General features: G+C 41.6%; 17 protein-coding genes. 6 read left to right on the forward strand and 11 right to left on the reverse strand.

Going from position 1 to position 18,057, the window contains the following annotated elements:
- Nucleotides 1-220 precede the first annotated feature (220 nt).
- The 3 genes from JK628_RS05735 to JK628_RS05745 all read left to right on the forward strand — a co-directional run bounded on the left by JK628_RS05735 (nucleotide 221) and on the right by JK628_RS05745 (nucleotide 3,763).
- Nucleotides 221-2,257 carry a protein-disulfide reductase DsbD family protein gene (locus JK628_RS05735; protein ID WP_202289725.1) on the forward strand — a complete coding sequence of 679 codons (2,037 nt, stop codon included), beginning with the start codon at nucleotides 221-223 and terminating at the stop codon, nucleotides 2,255-2,257.
- A gap of 202 nt (nucleotides 2,258-2,459) precedes the next feature.
- Nucleotides 2,460-3,239, forward strand: coding sequence for a DsbA family protein (locus JK628_RS05740; RefSeq protein WP_202288407.1), 780 nt, complete (start codon nucleotides 2,460-2,462; stop codon nucleotides 3,237-3,239).
- On the forward strand, nucleotides 3,239-3,763 hold the full coding sequence (locus JK628_RS05745; protein WP_202288409.1) for a protein disulfide oxidoreductase: 525 nt from the start codon (nucleotides 3,239-3,241) through the stop codon (nucleotides 3,761-3,763). The genes JK628_RS05740 and JK628_RS05745 overlap by 1 nt, the downstream gene beginning before the upstream one ends.
- Before the next feature lie 95 nt (nucleotides 3,764-3,858).
- Here the strand turns inward: JK628_RS05745 and JK628_RS05750 are convergent, their stop codons facing one another.
- The gene (locus tag JK628_RS05750) at nucleotides 3,859-4,752 is read right to left on the reverse strand and encodes a LysR family transcriptional regulator (protein ID WP_202288410.1); all 894 of its coding nucleotides are present in this window, start codon (nucleotides 4,750-4,752) and stop codon (nucleotides 3,859-3,861) included.
- 129 nt (nucleotides 4,753-4,881) lie between these two features.
- On the opposite strand from JK628_RS05750, the gene JK628_RS05755 reads away from it, so the two are divergent.
- Together JK628_RS05755 and JK628_RS05760 are read left to right on the forward strand one after the other, a co-directional pair.
- The gene (locus tag JK628_RS05755; RefSeq protein WP_202288411.1) at nucleotides 4,882-5,385 is read left to right on the forward strand and encodes a carboxymuconolactone decarboxylase family protein; all 504 of its coding nucleotides are present in this window, start codon (nucleotides 4,882-4,884) and stop codon (nucleotides 5,383-5,385) included.
- Nucleotides 5,386-5,549: 164 nt separating this feature from the next.
- Complete coding sequence (locus JK628_RS05760) at nucleotides 5,550-5,759, forward strand: dodecin (RefSeq protein WP_202288412.1); 210 nt, start codon at nucleotides 5,550-5,552, stop codon at nucleotides 5,757-5,759.
- 39 nt (nucleotides 5,760-5,798) lie between these two features.
- Here the strand turns inward: JK628_RS05760 and queG are convergent, their stop codons facing one another.
- Nucleotides 5,799-6,995: a tRNA epoxyqueuosine(34) reductase QueG gene (queG, locus tag JK628_RS05765; protein ID WP_202288413.1), complete on the reverse strand. Its 1,197-nt coding sequence runs from the start codon at nucleotides 6,993-6,995 to the stop codon at nucleotides 5,799-5,801.
- A 177-nt stretch (nucleotides 6,996-7,172) separates the two neighbouring features.
- Here queG and JK628_RS05770 point away from each other — a divergent pair, with 177 nt between their 5' ends.
- Nucleotides 7,173-7,610, forward strand: coding sequence for a DUF3069 domain-containing protein (locus tag JK628_RS05770; protein ID WP_202288414.1), 438 nt, complete (start codon nucleotides 7,173-7,175; stop codon nucleotides 7,608-7,610).
- A gap of 102 nt (nucleotides 7,611-7,712) precedes the next feature.
- Here the strand turns inward: JK628_RS05770 and JK628_RS05775 are convergent, their stop codons facing one another.
- The 9 genes from JK628_RS05775 to JK628_RS05815 form a co-directional block, all read right to left on the reverse strand.
- Complete coding sequence (locus JK628_RS05775; RefSeq protein ID WP_202288415.1) at nucleotides 7,713-9,413, reverse strand: hypothetical protein; 1,701 nt, start codon at nucleotides 9,411-9,413, stop codon at nucleotides 7,713-7,715.
- Between the two features lie 16 nt (nucleotides 9,414-9,429).
- Nucleotides 9,430-10,341, reverse strand: a complete 912-nt coding sequence (locus JK628_RS05780; RefSeq protein ID WP_202288416.1) for a DNA repair protein — start codon at nucleotides 10,339-10,341, stop codon at nucleotides 9,430-9,432.
- A gap of 3 nt (nucleotides 10,342-10,344) precedes the next feature.
- Nucleotides 10,345-10,749, reverse strand: a complete 405-nt coding sequence (locus JK628_RS05785; RefSeq protein WP_202288418.1) for a TerB family tellurite resistance protein — start codon at nucleotides 10,747-10,749, stop codon at nucleotides 10,345-10,347.
- 12 nt (nucleotides 10,750-10,761) lie between these two features.
- The gene (locus JK628_RS05790) at nucleotides 10,762-11,706 is read right to left on the reverse strand and encodes a hypothetical protein (RefSeq protein ID WP_202288420.1); all 945 of its coding nucleotides are present in this window, start codon (nucleotides 11,704-11,706) and stop codon (nucleotides 10,762-10,764) included.
- A gap of 782 nt (nucleotides 11,707-12,488) precedes the next feature.
- Nucleotides 12,489-13,181: a hypothetical protein gene (locus JK628_RS05795; RefSeq protein WP_202288422.1), complete on the reverse strand. Its 693-nt coding sequence runs from the start codon at nucleotides 13,179-13,181 to the stop codon at nucleotides 12,489-12,491.
- Between the two features lie 362 nt (nucleotides 13,182-13,543).
- Nucleotides 13,544-15,232 carry an NAD-dependent malic enzyme gene (locus tag JK628_RS05800; protein ID WP_202288424.1) on the reverse strand — a complete coding sequence of 563 codons (1,689 nt, stop codon included), beginning with the start codon at nucleotides 15,230-15,232 and terminating at the stop codon, nucleotides 13,544-13,546.
- A 207-nt stretch (nucleotides 15,233-15,439) separates the two neighbouring features.
- Nucleotides 15,440-15,916, reverse strand: a complete 477-nt coding sequence (locus tag JK628_RS05805; RefSeq protein ID WP_202288426.1) for a DUF1456 family protein — start codon at nucleotides 15,914-15,916, stop codon at nucleotides 15,440-15,442.
- Between the two features lie 70 nt (nucleotides 15,917-15,986).
- Entirely contained in the window at nucleotides 15,987-17,135 is a 1,149-nt protein-coding gene (locus JK628_RS05810) for a serine hydrolase domain-containing protein (RefSeq protein WP_202288428.1), read from the reverse strand.
- A gap of 346 nt (nucleotides 17,136-17,481) precedes the next feature.
- Nucleotides 17,482-18,012: a PH domain-containing protein gene (locus tag JK628_RS05815; protein ID WP_202288429.1), complete on the reverse strand. Its 531-nt coding sequence runs from the start codon at nucleotides 18,010-18,012 to the stop codon at nucleotides 17,482-17,484.
- Between the last annotated feature and the right edge of the window lie 45 nt (nucleotides 18,013-18,057).

Raw genomic sequence — 18,057 nt, forward strand, 5'->3', positions numbered from 1 at the left:
TTTTTTACCCATTTTATCAATATATTGTGCGCTTGCTATTACGAGCAGGCCTTTTAAAAATGCACTGATGGCATTTGATACCAATCAAATTAATAACAGAGTTATTGATGGCGATTGGTATCAGACTCAGCTCAAAAGTTCAGCCTCTTCATCAATTAGAGAGCTGAGGTTATGCATTGTTACGGAGACTAAATTGAAAATTATTAACCCCTTTTTACTGATGTTGAGCTTGTTATTATCGAGCTCAACTTGGGCGCAATCTACTGGGTGGATTGAAAACCCGAATCACCCACCAGTAAAAGTTAAGTTTATGCTGACTGGTGAGTTAGATCCGGTGAGCCAGACATTACCGGCTGTTTTAGAAGTTAAGCTTGAGGATGACTGGAAAACATATTGGCGCAGCCCTGGAGAGGGCGGAATCGCTCCCAGCATTAACTGGGACAAATCAGACAATCTTGCCCATGTAAGCTGGGATTGGCCCAAGCCTGAAGCCTTCTCGCTGCTTGGTTTGCAGACATTTGGTTATAAGCATGATGTGATATTTCCGATGCAGCTGCAGATAAAAGATTTTAATCAGCCGCTTAACCTAAAAGGACTGCTCACTCTGTCGAGTTGTACCAATATCTGTGTGTTAACCGATTATGAAATAAATTTAGATATTGATCTTAAGAGCATGACTGCGGACCCTGGTGCTATGTTTGCCTATAACAAGGCAACATCGAGCGTGCCGCAACGTAAAACAAGCGCAGATATTAATCTTGGTTGGGATCAAGCAAAGCAACAACTCGAAGTGGTCATCAACGAGGGCGATTGGCACTATCCGCAATTGATTATTGATGGTGAACCAGACGTTAGCTTTAAGCTTAAACATGTAGAAACAAATAGCGATGAACAGGGGAATAAACAGCTTAAAGCCATTTTTGATGGTAGTAGCTGGTTAGGTGAAACCGATGTTGTTGGTAAAGCGCTGAATGTCACGGTGATAGAGGCCGACACAGCAATTGAGTACAGTGCTGCTGTAACTTCGGTAGACATTATTGATAATGGCTCATCATTATGGACTATGTTGCTGATAGCGTTACTCGGCGGTTTGATATTGAATGTCATGCCCTGTGTGTTGCCTGTTCTCGGGATGAAGTTAAGCGCTGTTGTAGCGGCACCTTCGTTCAATAAAACTAAAATTCGCCAGCAGTTTTTGTCCTCCGCTTTGGGTATTCTGGTCTCGTTTTGGTTGTTAGCAGGCTTTATCTTTACCCTAAAAATCACCGGGCAAGCAATCGGGTGGGGCGTGCAGTTCCAAAACCCGTGGTTTATTGGCTTTATGGCACTGGTCACCTCAATTTTTGCAATAAATATGTTAGGTGCCTTTGAAATCAATCTTCCTTCGAGTGTGCAAACCAAGCTTGCGACCACTGGTGGCAATGACAACCGTGGTCACTTTTTACAAGGGATGTTCGCCACGTTATTAGCTACGCCTTGTAGCGCTCCCTTTTTAGGTACTGCAGTCGCATTTGCACTAGGCGCAGATGCCATCAGTCTATTTGTTATCTTCACCGCTCTAGCTGTCGGCATGGCGTTACCATGGTTGCTGGTGGCTGCAGTTCCTCAGGTGGCCAATTACTTTCCAAAGCCCGGGCGCTGGATGAATGTAGTTAAGGTCATTTTTGCTGGCTTACTGTTGATCACCAGTCTTTGGCTAATTAGTTTGCTAGCAAACTTTATTGCCATAACTATTTTATGGTTCGCCGCGGTGATACTAGTGCTGCTATTTATCACCTTGATGGCAAAGGTACATGGCTCAGCCGCGGTGATTGCTAGTATTAGCATGGCTATTCTTATTAGTGCGATAACCGCGTTTGCCACATCTGATAATTGGGCGAGTCCATTACCCACAGATCTTAGCTGGACTCCACTGCAACAAAGCGACATCCAAACAAAGGTTGCCAATGGGCAAACCGTTTTCGTTGATGTGACCGCCGATTGGTGTATTACCTGTAAAGCCAATAAAGTCGGGGTGATATTACAGGACCCGGTTTATAGCCGCTTAAAGCAAGCAGATATTGACCTTGTGATCGGTGATTGGACGAAACCCTCAGCACCTATTACTGACTATTTGCAACGTCATAATCGTTATGGGGTGCCGTTTAATGTGGTTTATGGACCCAATGCACCCGATGGGATCCAGCTCCCCGTCATCTTGACTGCGAAACAGGTGGTTGATGCTATCAATCAAGCTTCTGCTAAAGCTCCATTTTAGTTTATCCGACAAATGTAGCTTACTCGCTAGTGCTTGATTCAATAGCGCTAGCAGGCAAAACCCTAATGAGTGAGAACGGCCCAAGGGCCGTTCGAACATAGAATTTTCAATAGGGTCTTTGAAGAAAAACTTTTGCAGAGTTTGTTAACAAGAGTTTGTCGAAGACCGTTTGCGAAAATAGTATGTGACAGAGAGTATTCAAATGAATTTAACGGTAAAAACCAAGAGTATAATGGGCGTGACTCTAGCAGTCATGTTGGCATTTATCGCGATTGTAGCGATGAGTAGTACAAGCGTTAAAGCCGATGACAACAGCTTAAGCACAGCTCAGCAGCAACAGGTCAGAGCGATATTGAAAGAGATGTTGATCAATGACCCCGAACTACTAAAAGAGGCCATTATCGCAATGCAGGTACGGGAACAGGGATCCCAGCAAGCGAGTTCGACATCACTTATTGAACAACAGCAACAAGCACTGTTTAATACTAAAACCGATCCATGGAAAGGCGCTGAGTCACCAGAGTTCACCATGGTTTACTTCACCGATTTTAACTGTCCTTATTGCAAGCAACTAGAGCCTGAACTGGAGAAGTTAATGGCTGAGTTTCCGCAATTGAAAATCATCATAAAAATGGTGCCACTACAAGGACAAGGCGCAGTAGAAGCGGTTGAATTGGCACAAACAGTTTGGTTGAATGAACCCGAAAAATATATCGCGCTAAAAGATACCTTGATGTCGGCGCCTCGCAGGCTCGATTCGGCCACTATAGCTAAAGTAGCTAAGTTAACAAACACCCAAGGGTGGCTGAATAATAGTGATAGCAGAGTGGACGAAATTGTTGATAAAAATCTGCAGTTAATGCGACATCTTGGCATTCGAGGTACACCAAGTATGATTATTGGAGATCAAATTATTCCCGGTCTAGTACCATTTGAAACGCTTAAACAATCGGTTGAAAAAGCACTTGAGGAGCAGGGTTAATGACTAATCAATCTCCTTCAAAGTCTATGTTAAGTAGGGTACTTAATGGGGGAAAACAGATAGCCATTATGTTGGTGGTTTTTACCCTGTTTTCTGCAGCAATCGATTTGTGGCGCAGCAGAGATATTGTCACCGATAATCTACCGGACTTAAAGGCGATGACGCTTACTGGAGACTCTATTGATATCCTTGCAATGAGTCATCAAGAACCGGTTTTGTTGTACTTTTGGGGGACATGGTGCCCAGTGTGCAGTTTTGTTAGTCCATCGGTGGATATTATGGCGACACAATATTCAGTGGTAACGGTAGCGATGAGCTCTGGTAACAATGAAAAGCTTGCCCAGTATTTGCAACATAAACAATACGAGTTCCCGGTGGTTAATGATGATAAAGGGCTACTGTCCCATGATTGGTCTGTTAATCTTACGCCGACGTTGATGGTGATAAAAGATGGAGAACTACAGTTTTATACTAGCGGTTTTACCAGTCTCCCCGGGATGTGGTGGCGGATGTTGTTAGCTTAAACTGAGCCGGTAACGGTTTGATTGAATAAGCCCACAAACAAAAGCCACACGTATTTGTCTATACCCATCTTCAAGTAAGATGGGTATATGTGGCTTTATTGCTTTAGTGCCAGCACTAGATAGTCGATAAACGCGCGGATCACAGGCCGCATATGTTTGCCACCGCTGTAAAGAGCGTAGATATCGCCACTGGAATGCTCTGATAAAGAGGGCTGCCAATCAGGGAGGCAACGAACTAAGCTGCCGTCAGCGATTAAGTTGTCCATCATCCAACTTGATAATTGCACTATACCGCCATCGTGGATGGCCGCCTCCAAAATAGGGGTTCCTCCTCGTGAGATTAAATTGCCACGCACGGCAACCTTTTTATATTGCTTAGATTTACGAAAGTGCCAATAGGTCCGTTGCCTGTCTCGATCAAGTAGTAAGCAGTTATGTTGTAGCAGATCATCAGGTTTTTTTGGGGTGCCAAATTGGGCTAAATATGCAGGACTAGCGCAGAGCAAGGTTTGGTTTTCCATCAGCATTCTAGCATGCAGGCTTGAATCTACAGGGTTACCGATCCGAATGGCGATATCGACGTTTTCAGAGTGCAGATCGACGAGTTGATTATCCAAATCTATTTCAATTTGTACTTGCGGATATTTTGCTAAAAAACCTGACAAGATGGGGCATACCTTTACTCGGCCGAACCCCTCAAAGACTGAAATTCTTAATACACCTTCAGGCTGCTTATCTTGCTCTGATAGCGATGCTTTTAATGCTGCTTCATCGTTGACCAATTTGCGTGCGCCTGCTAGAAATTGTTCACCAGCTTCGGTGAGTAATAGCTGCCGCGTACTGCGTTTTAATAGTGTCGCGTTAAAATCTCGCTCTAGATTATCGATATTACGAGCGACACTAGAGGGTGCCATATTGAGTACATCGGCCGCCTTGGAGAAGCTGCCAAACTCCACCACTTTGATGAAAACCCGCATTTCACTGAACATGATAGCCTTAACGTTTATCTTTGCGTTATATGCAAAGGTAAAGCAGTTTTACCGTGTATTCCAGCTTTATCGTGTGTATGGATAATAGGGCGTGTTCAGTTAACTTAAATTATTCAAAAGGTGAAATAGATGACTCAATCGATTAATAAAAATCTTTCTATCACGGCACCGCTAAGTAGCGCACAGGTCTCCGGCAGTGTGATGGCTTGTATGCTAAAGACAGAAGAGCATGTTAATAACAGCGGCATTGAGTACGCTTTATTAGAACTGATTCGTTACCGCGTATCGTTAATCAATGGCTGCGCCTATTGTATCGACATGCATTTTAAAGAAGCCTTAGCCGCTGGTGAAACCGCCCAGCGAATGGCGTCGTTGTCCATCTGGCGTGAAGCACCTTACTACACCGATAAAGAACGTGTGCTATTGAATTGGGCCGAGGCTCTCACAGATCTACCCCATGGCGGTGTTACCCATGAAGAGTTTCGTTTGCGTGAAGCAACTATGGCACTGAAGGCATATTTTTCTGATAAGGAAGTCAGTGAGCTTACCTTGGCTGTGATCCAAATAAATGCATGGAATCGCTTAGCAAAAACGTTTGACTTTGATGTTGGCAGCTTTGAGGTGGCGGGCTAAATTATGTTGCATATTGGTCGGCAACATGGAATAAATCAGTGATGACCAATAGCGTTTTAGGCTAATGTAAAACGAGCTAACGCTATCGTTTATCCTTGAGCCTGACTAATACTGATGTTGTCCTATACTTAACATCATTATTTGAATCACCGTTGGAGCTAGTAATGAGTCATACCTACAAAATTATTGAGCTTACAGGTTCATCGCCGATCAGTTCGGATGATGCTATCAAAAATGCCATTGCTGCGGCAAATGAGTCTATACAACATATGCGTTGGTTTCAGGTGACGGAAACTCGGGGTCATTTGGAGGAGGGGATGATTGCGCACTGGCAGGTGACAATCAAAGTCGGCTTTACACTTAATCCCAAATAATGTTTAGAATACAAGGGCAGTTCTATTTTGAGCAGCCCTTTATGCATCTCGAGGTAACCCTTTCTCTACACTACGAATAACTCGCTGTGTTTTGCGGCTCAATTGACTCTGTTTAGCGCTTTGTTGTTCGAGTGCCCAGTCAATATGTTCTGCTACCATCTCATCAGCTTCAGTTGATAATTTACGCGCTTCAAGTGCCGATATGATCGATGGGTCGCTCGGTGCATTACCGAGTGCAATGGCGATATTTCTCAGCCAGCGTCGATGACCGATACGGCGGATGGCACTGCCTTCGGTTAACTTTAAGAACTCGGCTTCAGTCCAAGCAAATAGCGTTAGTAACTCAGGTTGCAGCAGAGGCGTTCGAGTATGAAAATCCTGCTCTGCAGTGATCGGTGCCTGACGATTGATAGGGCAGATAAGTTGGCAGTCGTCACAACCGTAGATTCGATTACCTATGGCTTGGCGAAACTCGACAGGAATCGCCCCTTGAAGCTCAATCGTAAGGTAGGAGATACAGCGACGACCATCAACAATATAGGGTTCGACAATGGCATTGGTCGGGCAAGATTTGATGCAAGCAACACAAGTATTGCAGTCGGCACTGATCGGCACATCAACGGGTAAGGGCAGATCAATAAACAGCTCGCCTAGAAAAAACCAACTTCCCGCTTCTTGATTGAGTAATAAACTGTGCTTACCTGTCCAGCCAAGGCCTGCTTTATCAGCGAGAGGGCGTTCTAGCACCGGGGCTGAATCGACAAAAGGACGGGAGTTGGACTTACTGAAGCCCATCTCTTTAAGCTCTAACTCTATGCGGTCACCTAGCTTTTTGAGGCGACTACGGATCATCTTATGGTAGTCACGGCCACCGGCATATCGAGAGATATAGCCCAAGTTGGGATCTTTTAGATTAGTGGCGAACCCGGCGTTAGGTGGCAGATAATCTAATCTTGCCGAGATAACTCTTCGGGTACCAGGGTGTAGTTCATGTGGCCGAGCACGCATCATGCCGTGATTAGCCATATAACCCATTTCGCCATGGTAGTCGTTGTCTAGCCACTGCTGCAATTTAGGCTCTTCAGCCGTTAAATCGGTATCGCAAATACCCAATTGAGCAAAACCTAGCTCTCTTCCCCAGGTTTTTATCTGTTCAGCAAGCTGACGCAGTGCGGCAGGAGTGAGCTCTGAGGTTGGTGCTAGATTATCGGTTGAGTTCGGCGTTGAGTTAGACATAGATACAAAAGCGATGAAGAGAGACGGCTAATAATAGCAGTATTTACTTCTAGGCAGTAATCTACAGCGATAAATAAAAAGATTACCATCAAGCCAACAGTAGGTAACGGCGGCTATGGCGTGTATATTAGCGGCTCTTTCTAGGCCGTATCGAAGAATTGTAATAGAGATTAAAAAATGACTGAAGTAAACGCTGAATATAGAGCTCGTGCTGAGCTGGTGGCTTTAAACGTGTGTAATACCGTTATGCCAATGGATCAGATCCCAGAAAACTTGTTGGAAGCCTATGCCAACCTCTGTAATGAGCTGATAGAAGATACTGACCTTAAGTTCAACAGCGGTTGGGACGCGTTACCTGCTAGTGCTAAAGCGCTATTGCCGAAAGAGGACTTTCACGGCTTCTATATCGCTAATGCTTGGTTTCAATTGAGCCGCGTTGCACAAGATATTGCCGAGATGGCTGACTCTGATGATGAGATCGCCGAGAAAGAATACAATGGTATTTTCACTCGTTTGTCTGAGGCATCGCTTAAAGAGAGTGTACGTAAGCTTAAAAAGGCTCGTACCGATCGCTCAATGCTAAATAGTATAAAAGCGGTTATCGAAGGTAAGTAAGCACTTTCGATTTTGCGATATGAGGTAAAGATAAAGGCCACGGGAAACCATGGCCTTTTTTGTTGCCGATACTCGTCTTCAGCTCGGCTGGCTATCCATGCTTTAATTTACAACAAGCGTTTCTTGTTTCGAAAGCAAGTGCATAAAATCATCAGTAGATTTAACTTTTAGATCTATATGCATAAAATCAGCTAAATCACTAATGCTACTGTTAACATTTTCATCGTTATCAATGGCGTTACTCATACGTTCAGAGATAGCCCTAAATTGAAGCCTATCCTTTGCGAGTTTTTCAATAGAAGCGCCTTCAAAGGCATCGGTATTTTCCTTTACTTGCCTAATGCGCATCGCAAAAACTTCATTAACTCGCTGAGTTCTTAATTCTGCTTTTGTTGAAAATAGATCTAGTTTATCTAGAAAGTACACAACTAAGCTCGAAGCAACTCCTGAAACCATCAATGTAATTATATCTTTAAGCATTTCGAAAGGTGTTCCACTTAGAAAACCAATCAATTGCTCTTGGAAGTATTCAATAACTAATGTGACTACGGTTGTTGCTAAAAGTTTTAAAATTGCATCTGCTTTTTGGGCTTGAGTTAGCTTTTTATCTTTACTAAAAGCTATTTTTATAGCCTCCACAATAGCTTTAAATCCCTTTATCACAAGAGAGATCGCTGTGGTAAATAAGGCAATAACGAGACCGCCTAGTGCGGTAAAGAAAAATGTAACAAAATCGCTAAAAAAACTTTTTAAGCTATCTAAGGCAAAAGGGATAACTTCCTTCATTAAAAAGTTTGAAACTCTTTTAAATCTAAACATGATTGCTGCAATCGCATCATCGGTACCAGTGTCATGACACAATCCATTTTTAAAAATATCTGAAATTTCAAAATAAAGCGGCTTAAAGCACAATAATATTAAATCGCCAACAGCTCTTGATTTTGCTTGGTTTATCGACGCTAACCCAGCAGCTGCTGAAGTTGAAACAGCACCCGCCTTGACGTCCTTGCCAAACATCCTCAATTTTTGCTCTGCCGAATAGCCTTCCCAGCTATTGTCTTTTTTACCTCTTAAGGCAAACTGTGTTGCGGTACTATCATTCTTACTAATATTATCCCCACCGACCATCATGGCATAGTTTTGTTCGATGTTTATGATGCTTTTAAGGTCATCATCGCTTAAGGGAAGATTTTTAAAAGCCTTATGCATTTTACTGCCAGGAAGAATGTGATCTACATGCGTTTTTTTAGCGGTGTTTTCTTGTCGATATTCATCAAAATCATCTTCAAACTGATCGCGATGAGCATCCATTTTTTTGTTATCTCTAAAATCTTTATAACCTTTATCCTCTTCGCCTTTCTCTACAGATTTATTATAGGAATCTTTGTTGCCATAATATTCATGTCTGTTTTTCTGTTGTTCCAGATCTTCATTTGAATATTTCCACTTGTCTATGTTTTCATGTTTTTTATATTGACTATAGTTGAAGCTCATTACTTCAGTTATGACTTTGCTAGGTGTTAAATTATGTTTTTCAGGTTGAAATATTTTTTTTAATTTCGGATGTTGAAAAGAAGCATCAATAATATTATAAAAAATGGGTGTTACTAACTGATCAACTACACTCGTTCCAGTGTCAAAATCGTCATAAATCTCTTCCAAAATCTCAATCGATGAGCGCTGATCATGCAGTTCCATATCAATCAACACACGACTAGCCTGAAGAGGAGAAGTGTTAGTTAATTTTGCTAACACATCCTCGGTAGTCAATTGCGGTTGATTATATTTGCTATTGTCAGACATTTAGCCATCCTTCTAGTTAAGCACACGCTTTTGATGCTACTGCTTGCTCAAATAAACTCACGGCCGCTTTTTTATCATCCTCGATAAGTTCGCCCGCTGCGTTCAAGTAGCCCAATGTTGCCATTTGCTTTAACACTATGGATAAATTGAATAAAGCCTGAAACTCTTCAATGTGCACTATTGGCATATGCTTGAAGTTTAACTTAAGTTCAAACACATTATCTGCTTGCGACATCTTCTTAAAACGCTGCGTCTGTATACCAAACTCAAAACGCTCTAATAGTGATTCGTAATGAGTAATTAACTGCTCAAAATACTCAACCACGTTGTCTATAGATTCAGCAATAACAGCCAGTTTCGTCTGCTGAGATCTCATCGTTTCAATTTCAGCGTTAACTCTAATCTGCTCCTGTTTTACTTTTTCTAACGACTCTTTTGCTTTTTTTCTACTAAAAAAACCTAGAGTTAAAATCATTCCAGCGGTATCTAAGAATCCCATTTTATTAAAATCTATTAAAAATAGGTCTTGTTTATGGCTAACACCGGTTTCATTTTTTATTTCTAAAATCGAATCATCAAATAACTCTGTAAATGGGACACCTTGCACTGTGACATTGTGAAGTCTGCTTGCAATTTTAATAAATCGATTAAAATGCTTTTGGTAAATATCAGTTTTAAAATTATTCAGATGACTAATTTTACTTTCGATACTATCACCCATTATTTTGACTGCGTCTTCATACTCTATTTTTGACTTCTTATACTTTTCATTGATCTCATCATAAATAGCCTCTGCTTCATCAGTATAGTATTTACCCGTAAAAGCATTCCAAACTTTAGATACCGTTTCTTTTACCTTGTCGATAACATTAGACACGGCATTTTTTATTGAGCGACATTTACTTGCTGCCCAGCTAAATAACCCCATAAATCACCCCTTATTTATTAAGTTATATCCTTCACTTACAATATCATTCATGGCCTCAACCCATCGTTGATAGCGTTTATATTCATAACTTTCAACATCGAAAGCATTGGCTAATTTAGTCATGAAAGCTTCTTCTTTGTCGCATATATTCCCATCAGCCAACAGTATTCCAAATAGCTCGATAAGTATAATGCGCTTCATTTTAGTTGCTGATTTAGCAAGCACTTTAATAACGTTATCAATGTTGTCTTGTTTTTGTAAGTCGTAAGACGATAATCCACACTCATAAATAAACGAAGTGAATACTTCAAGCTCTTCCTCTTTGTATTCACCGTTTAATCCCATAGCGTACTTAGTGATTTCTAGGAAGTTCTTCTTCTCACCAATATTTAATTCTGATAAATACATGATACCGTTCCTTTAATAAGTTTTTTCAATTTGTTTACTTTTTTTACCTGTGCCATCGTAGCTGAATTCAATACGCTTACTAATTTCACCTGCATCATCATATATATATTCAAAGGTGGTATTACCTTCAGAATCAAGCTCTATACCACGTTGTGCCTTACCTGTTGCATCATAAAACATTTGATACTTTAAGTTTTTGCCGGCAAAGGTGTCAGTACTTCTTTTTATGCCATTTTCATAATAAACCTGAGTGATTTGTCCCGAATGGATATCCTCAATTTTCAATACTTTACAATCACCAAGGTGCTTAATGAAATCAGAAGTCTCTACTTTTAGCTCATTATGTTTACCAAGCTCATTGGTTAACTCGATAACATTTTCAATCCTTAATGTTTTTACAAGGCTTGATAGTTGAGCTAGATTGGAAAGTTGCTCTTGTTTACTTGAAAACGCATTGGTTTTTTGTTCTTTTTCAGATTCGTTAAAACGCTTTTGTATATTTTTCTCGGTGGTTTTCACGGCTTGGTTTACATCGTTTAACTTCGAGTCTAAGTCTAAAGCCATTTTGTTTACTGCTTTATTTAGAGCTGCATTATTCTGTTCTAAGTTTGAATTACTTTTGTCACTAAGTTCATTCCATCTCTTAATAATGGACTTCATTTGTTCCTGGCTTTGGATTTTACTGCCTTTAAATTCAGACTGTAAGCTACTTTTAAAATCTAAAATAGTTTCATTTTGCGCTATTGTTAGTGTTTCAAATAACTTTTTAATGTTTGAATTTAAATCAGTTTGTACATTGATTAGTTCATTTCCTAACATCTGTGAATCAGATTTATTTTGTTGCTGAAGCTTTGTTTCCATTGATAGGACTTTATTTTTTAGAGAAAAAATGAAAGCAAGGTTAATAAGCCCTAGTGCTATTACTGCTGAGAATACGTACGTTAAATTAATTTCCATAAAAACCTCTGTTTATTTTATGTATTTCACTAAGTCTTCTTGAAGTTATTGCTTCGGTGATTTAGGTGTAATTGTGTGAATATTAGGAATCCACCCTTTTGTCAACGGAGGTTTTCGCTCATTATCTGAGCAAAGACAACGCTTGATTGCTGTATGTTTTTAACTCGCCAATGTCGATTGAAATGCCTCCAATTTCGATATTGTTCAGAAAGTAATGTCGTCCCTCTTTCTGAAGGAGTAATGACCAATGAATAAATAGCAGCTAAGGTTGAGATCGATAAACACGTTAAAAATTCTACATACAACGACTAAATATAACGTTAACTCTTTTGAGTAACATTAATATATTCTTTTGATAAAGTACAACGCTTATACTCATACAATTATGATTTATATCTACTTTTTGAGGATAAATGTTTCAGGTACTCTAATGTGTTCCCTCTCTACAACCCTGACAAAAAATCAAATTAGCCGTTAATCCGATAACGTTCGCACATAATGAGGCTGTTGCTTACTATCAGCTACCTTTTGTCACGTGGCGGTAATGGTGTCTTTCTGAAACATCCCAAGTATGGAGGTAATGCCAAGTTCTGTCGGCAACAGGGGTTGGCCTTGTCAGCTTGATAAAACGTATTGTCTTCGATGCCCGTCGCTGTATCTGTACTGGATTAGCAAAGTGTAATGGCACGTGAGTTAGCGCTAGAAACAGAAGAGGTAGATGCTCAACCCGGCCTCATTATCAAAAGTATCACTTGTGATAGTGAGGCGGAAGATATGCCTAGTTAAAGTGTCGTTGTAGACTCTGCCGTTTTTGTTTGTGATTGTTGTTGAATTTGAGCTTTTAGCGCTGGATCAGAAAGGATCTGTAATAATTGGTCATGATAAGCACGCAGAACGTTGTTCTGAGGTGACTCATTAGCCTCTTCCTCAATGACATCTCTTTCTTGTGTGCTCTTTTGATAAGTTAAACCTTGTTTTTTATCAAATAGGTACGTATCAACATTGGTGTCAAAATTAAATGATGAAACCCAGTTTAAATTGATGCTAAAGAACCATTCTTGCAAGTCGAGTACTAGAAGATGCTGTGAGTCTTGCTCTGTTAACGTATAGCTCGCTATCGTTTCAGTAGGTACCGTTTTGAAATCAGCGGGTTTTACTTGCCATCCCTTTTCAGTTAATCCTTTCACGATTCGGTTTTGTAGCCACTGACTTAAGGTTAATGATTTATCGTCTTTCTCAGTTGCCAATACGGTATTAACATCCCAGTCGACAGGAATACCAAAAGTTGCATGTACGCGTCCAATGAAGGTTTCAGGTTTGCCCTCTTTAACCTTTACACGGTTGTCGATAACACTGATAAGAATAGGCTTGTCGTTATTATACTCAGGGGTAGGGGTTTGCTCTTGTAAAGCCATTGGAGAAACGCAGCCCGATAACGTTAACATGGCAAGTGCCACTAATAAGATCTTGTACATTGTAAGTCCTTTTTCATTTGTAATTAGATTGTTATAGCGGCGATAATTATATACAACAAAATACTATTAACTCAATTTTATTAGTGCGTTACTGTGATTTTAGTCATCTATGTAGGGTGGGGCTGCAGGAGATTATGCCAGAACCTCATCACAGCAGGTCAATTGCCCTATGGGTTAGATATGAATCAATGGCTGTATAGACAATGAGAGGTGAAGTGGTGCAGTGTGCTCTGCCGTTAAGCGCTATCTCTAATATCAATGTTGCCGCCAATAAAAAGCTGTCAGTAAATACTGACAGCTTTTTTAGCTCAAGTGGCTAGCTTAAATTCAAGTCGCTGAGAGCAATCGCTCAATGCTAAAACTTAGAACGAAGTTCGTTTATAACGACGATACTCTGCCGTCCAAAAGTTATCTTCGATTGCCTGAGTCAATAACTCATCACTACTTGGTAGTGCATGACCCTCTTCAACGGCCACTTTAGCCACTGCAAAGGCGATATGTTTACTTACACTATGGATATCTTCAAGCTGTGGTAGTAAGGAGCCTTCACCATTAATTGCAAGAGGTGAACACTCTGCTAATGCACGGCTAGACGCCATTAGCATTGCATCACTGACACGCGAAGCACCAGCAGCTAACACACCAAGGCCGATGCCAGGGAAGATATAGCTGTTGTTGCACTGGGCTATTTCAAAGGTGGTATCATCAACTACAACGGGCTCAAACGGGCTACCGGTAGCCACTAATGCTTGGCCTTTGGTCCAATGCAGAATGTCTTTTGGCGTGGCTTCTACGCGACTTGTTGGATTCGACAGTGGGAATACAATTGGGCGTTCACAATGACTATGCATTGCTTTGATGATCTCTTCACTGAATAACCCTGGTGAGCCAGATACACCAATCAACACGGTTGGCCTAGCGTTACTGACGACATCGAGTAGGGATATGTTGTCGCTGAAATTACTCCAGCTCTCTACATCGCAGCATTGTTGTGCCAGTTTTTGTTGAAAAGGCAGTAAGTTGGGCATGTTTGACTGCAACAATCCCCAACGATCGACCATGAATACTCGTTGACGTGCTTGGGTTTCACTAATGCCTTCAGACACCATTTGCGCCACAATCGCTTCGGCAATACCACAACCAGCAGAGCCCGCACCTAAAAAGGTGATACGTTGCTGACAAAGTTGAGTGCCAGCCGCCTTACAGGCTGCGAGAAGTGAACCGACCGTCACAGCGGCAGTGCCTTGAATGTCATCGTTAAAGCAGCAGTATTGATCTTTGTAACGCTCAAGCAGTGGCATGGCGTTCTTTTGTGCAAAATCTTCAAATTGAATTAGCGCATCTGGCCAGCGGCGACTAACCGCTTGCATAAAGGCTTCGACAAACTCTTTGTATTCTTCGCCGCCAATACGTTGGTTACGCCAGCCCATGTACATAGGGTCTTCAAGCAGGTGTGGGTTATCGGTACCGACATCAAGCGTGATTGGCAAAGTGTAAGCGGGGCTAATACCACCACAGCTGGTGTAGAGCGAAAGCTTACCAATCGGGATCCCCATGCCACCAATACCTTGGTCGCCAAGACCTAGAATTCGTTCACCATCGGTGACTACGATGATCTTTACTTTTTGGCGAGTTGAGTTGTTTAGGATATCGTCGATACGATCTTTGTTCGGGTAAGAGATAAATAGCCCGCGGTTGCGACGGTAATCTTTAGAGAAACGTTCACACGCCATACCCACTGTAGGGGTATAGATAATAGGCATCATCTCAGAGATGTGATTTTGCACTAAACGATGATAGAGAGTTTCGTTAGTATCTTGAATGTTCCTAAGATAGATGTGTTTATCTAAGTCATTAGAAAAATTCTTATACTGATCATAGGCGCGTGATGCTTGCTCTTCGATCGATTCAATCACATGGGGCAATAGACCTTCAAGATTGAAAAAAATACGCTCTTCGTCGGAAAATGCGCTGCCTTTGTTAATCAAAGGTGCTTCAAGAATGGCAGGACCGGCAAAAGGAAGATAGAGCGGGCGTTTATTATCGTCCATTAGAAACCTTTTCTCTGTTTTTGTTAGTTTAGGGGGAGTGATGCTAATCACGGAAGATTAACACAAACCGTGATCGTTGTTGCGTTTTGTCTGCCGATAAGATGAATTTTTTAATGACGCTACTGTTTTAAACTGCCGCCAACGACAGATACAAAAAAGCACAGCAAATGCTGTGCTTTATCACCTAACTCAGGCTCAAACTAAAGCCTAAGCTTCAGCTGGTTTTGGACGATACTTTAGGGACAGACCCATTAGGAAGTTTCGCAAAACTTGATCGCCGCAAGCCTTATAGTGCTTGTGGCCAGGTTTTCTAAACAGTGCGCCAAGTTCCGATTTAGACATGTTAAATTCGGCTAGGGTCAATGCTTCAATAATATCGTCTTCACGTAACTCAAAAGCAACTCTTAGCTTTTTAAAGATAAGGTTGTTGGTTAGCTGTGATAATGGCTCTGGTACTTCTGCACCTGGCTTAAGTCCACGCTTATAAATCACGAGTCCATCAAGGAACATACACATGATTTTGTCGTTACAAGGCTGGTAGCCCTCTTCAGACTCTTTTTTCAACATGTTGATGACTTCTTCTTGAGTGATTTCGTGCTTAGCCTTAGCGAAAATGCGCAGCATTTTTGCATTGCTTAAATCAAGAATGTAGCGGACTTTACGTATTATATCGTTGTTAATCATATTGGTATTTTCTTTATGCTATTTGATTGCGCGGCTGCGTAATCATCGCTGCGTATTATAGCAGAGTCGTTTACTCATCAGCAATCAACGTGGCTGTGATAGCCTCTTTACCAGCTTGGTATAGCTTGGCCACCGGTCTATCTTCTAACGCCACAAGTTTACTGCTAATGCTATTGCGGATCTTGTCGTGTAGCCCAAAAGTGCGCTTGATATCGTGCAGATCCCAAGAGGTATTCTCTAAAATAACCACGTTGACGTTTGATTGTGGGTAATAGAGTGCAAGGCTGACATAACCTTGCAAGTATCCGCTATGGCTATACTCGGTGATGCCCTTTATGGTACTGATTTGAGTGCCATAACCATAACCGAGTGCTCCCCAACGATGAGGACGAGTGCTATGGACGTTGGTCATATCTTGCAGGCTTTTATCGCTAATGAGTTGACCTGTGAATAGTGCATATTGAAAATGACTATAAGCATCAGCCGAGGCTATCATGGCCCCTGCGCTGATCAGCTGCTGATTAATCTCTACATCCGATGCTGCGTAGTTTGAGACTTTATTACCGTCTGGTTGCTGTTGCCTTGTTTCTTCTCGGCCAAGTAACAGTCGAGGGAAGGTCTTCTTGATGGTCGATGTTTTACCTATGTGTGCAGCTAAGCCTTCGAGACCTGCTTGCTGGTTGAGTGTATTTACCTGCGCCGTTATCGGTTGATTATTGATATTTTCAAGTATTTCGCCAAGTAGAGCATAACCATAGTTAGAGTATTTAAACTGACTACCTGGCTCAAATAATGGTGGCTTACCCGCAGCAACTAACCCTGAGGTGTTGCTCAATAGGTGAGAGATTGTGACACTGGCGGGGATGTTATTGTGGCTGATTTTTGTGGCAAGGTATGTATTGGCGGATTGGTCTAACGCTAGCTTGCCGTTATCAACAGCTTTAAGCACTAAAGTGGCGGTGACCTGTTTAGACAATGAGGCAATAATAAACTCAGAGTGCAGGCTAACCTCATCACCGGATATATAGGTAAACAGGGGTTGGTTATTACGCTTTACCATAATAATGCCGTTAAAAGGGCGATCATTTTGTGTGATGATCGTCGGTAACTGTTTGGCTATATCACTGCTGGCTATGCGATTTGCACTGGCTTTGTTAGCAGCCCATAGGCAAAGTGTTAGTAATATAATGCTTAGAATTGTTTTAGTTATAAATTGCATTGCAGGTATCGTGGTCCGTTATTTAATCAACATCCAGTAGATGAATAAAGCCGTAAAACCAATAAGGTAAGTTAAGTTAAGCCAAACAATGAGACTACTCTCATCGCGCTAGCATACCTGTCTTCAACAGGAAGTGCAGTGCTTATCATCAACTTATAGTTAAGCCACGGGAAAATGACTGTGGATATAAATGCGAGGATAGTAGCAAATTCCAACCAAATTCAGCATCTTCTCCAGTAGATGCAAACCCACTAGAGGCATCAATGGTTATGGCGGCTATTAACAGCTTCAGAACCATGGCAGAGCCCACTGGAAAGGGGCTCAGGCGGGTCTTTTAATCTATATGTTATGGCTGTTTTTCAATGCGTTTAAGGGTATCAGAGATCTCTTGTAAAAGAGTGACCACATTGGTGTCATTATTTTCATCTGCCACAGGGCCACTCTCAAGTTGGTTGAGTGTTTCTTTTTGAGCTAAAACCAAGCTTCTGAAGTCGGCAGCATCGATAATCCCGGTTAAATTTAGTAGCGCACCACTCCCTGATTGCCCTGCGGTTTCAATCGTTAGCTTGTGTAGCTTAAAGAATCGCATCAATGGTCCTTGAATGAGTGCCATATCGGTGATCTTATCCAGTGGGACAGTGTTCTCAGTGCGGGTAAAAATCCCTTTGCGAACGATGAGCTTTCTGTCTGTGAGTTCGGTACTCATGTTGGCAATGTAGCGGCGGGTAAAAATACCTCCTATAGGGAGCCACAGTAGTAACAGTGGGATCCCAATGATGGATACGGTCAATACGATGGTTACTGGCGTTAACCAATATTGCCCCAAATTGCCGACAAACTGTGCATGTTTGATGCTTTTTTCTTGGCTATTTTGCATGGTATATCCTTCTGTTCTGATATTGGTATCAGCTAATGTCGGTGC

This window comes from Shewanella sp. KX20019 (genome assembly GCF_016757755.1).
In the GTDB taxonomy this organism is placed as follows: Bacteria; Pseudomonadota; Gammaproteobacteria; order Enterobacterales; family Shewanellaceae; genus Shewanella.

Excerpts from the sequence above, each read along its gene's own strand:
- JK628_RS05785 (WP_202288418.1), bottom strand. The coding sequence starts at position 10,749 with ATGTATTTATCAGAATTAAATATTGGTGAGAAGAAGAACTTCCTAGAA.
- JK628_RS05755 (WP_202288411.1), top strand. The coding sequence starts at position 4,882 with ATGACTCAATCGATTAATAAAAATCTTTCTATCACGGCACCGCTAAGT.
- JK628_RS05795 (WP_202288422.1), bottom strand. The coding sequence starts at position 13,181 with ATGTACAAGATCTTATTAGTGGCACTTGCCATGTTAACGTTATCGGGC.
- JK628_RS05805 (WP_202288426.1), bottom strand. The coding sequence starts at position 15,916 with ATGATTAACAACGATATAATACGTAAAGTCCGCTACATTCTTGATTTA.
- JK628_RS05770 (WP_202288414.1), top strand. The coding sequence starts at position 7,173 with ATGACTGAAGTAAACGCTGAATATAGAGCTCGTGCTGAGCTGGTGGCT.
- JK628_RS05815 (WP_202288429.1), bottom strand. The coding sequence starts at position 18,012 with ATGCAAAATAGCCAAGAAAAAAGCATCAAACATGCACAGTTTGTCGGC.
- JK628_RS05800 (WP_202288424.1), bottom strand. The coding sequence starts at position 15,232 with ATGGACGATAATAAACGCCCGCTCTATCTTCCTTTTGCCGGTCCTGCC.
- JK628_RS05745 (WP_202288409.1), top strand. The coding sequence starts at position 3,239 with ATGACTAATCAATCTCCTTCAAAGTCTATGTTAAGTAGGGTACTTAAT.
- JK628_RS05810 (WP_202288428.1), bottom strand. The coding sequence starts at position 17,135 with ATGCAATTTATAACTAAAACAATTCTAAGCATTATATTACTAACACTT.
- JK628_RS05775 (WP_202288415.1), bottom strand. The coding sequence starts at position 9,413 with ATGTCTGACAATAGCAAATATAATCAACCGCAATTGACTACCGAGGAT.
- JK628_RS05740 (WP_202288407.1), top strand. The coding sequence starts at position 2,460 with ATGAATTTAACGGTAAAAACCAAGAGTATAATGGGCGTGACTCTAGCA.
- queG (WP_202288413.1), bottom strand. The coding sequence starts at position 6,995 with ATGTCTAACTCAACGCCGAACTCAACCGATAATCTAGCACCAACCTCA.
- JK628_RS05790 (WP_202288420.1), bottom strand. The coding sequence starts at position 11,706 with ATGGAAATTAATTTAACGTACGTATTCTCAGCAGTAATAGCACTAGGG.
- JK628_RS05780 (WP_202288416.1), bottom strand. The coding sequence starts at position 10,341 with ATGGGGTTATTTAGCTGGGCAGCAAGTAAATGTCGCTCAATAAAAAAT.
- JK628_RS05760 (WP_202288412.1), top strand. The coding sequence starts at position 5,550 with ATGAGTCATACCTACAAAATTATTGAGCTTACAGGTTCATCGCCGATC.
- JK628_RS05735 (WP_202289725.1), top strand. The coding sequence starts at position 221 with ATGTTGAGCTTGTTATTATCGAGCTCAACTTGGGCGCAATCTACTGGG.
- JK628_RS05750 (WP_202288410.1), bottom strand. The coding sequence starts at position 4,752 with ATGTTCAGTGAAATGCGGGTTTTCATCAAAGTGGTGGAGTTTGGCAGC.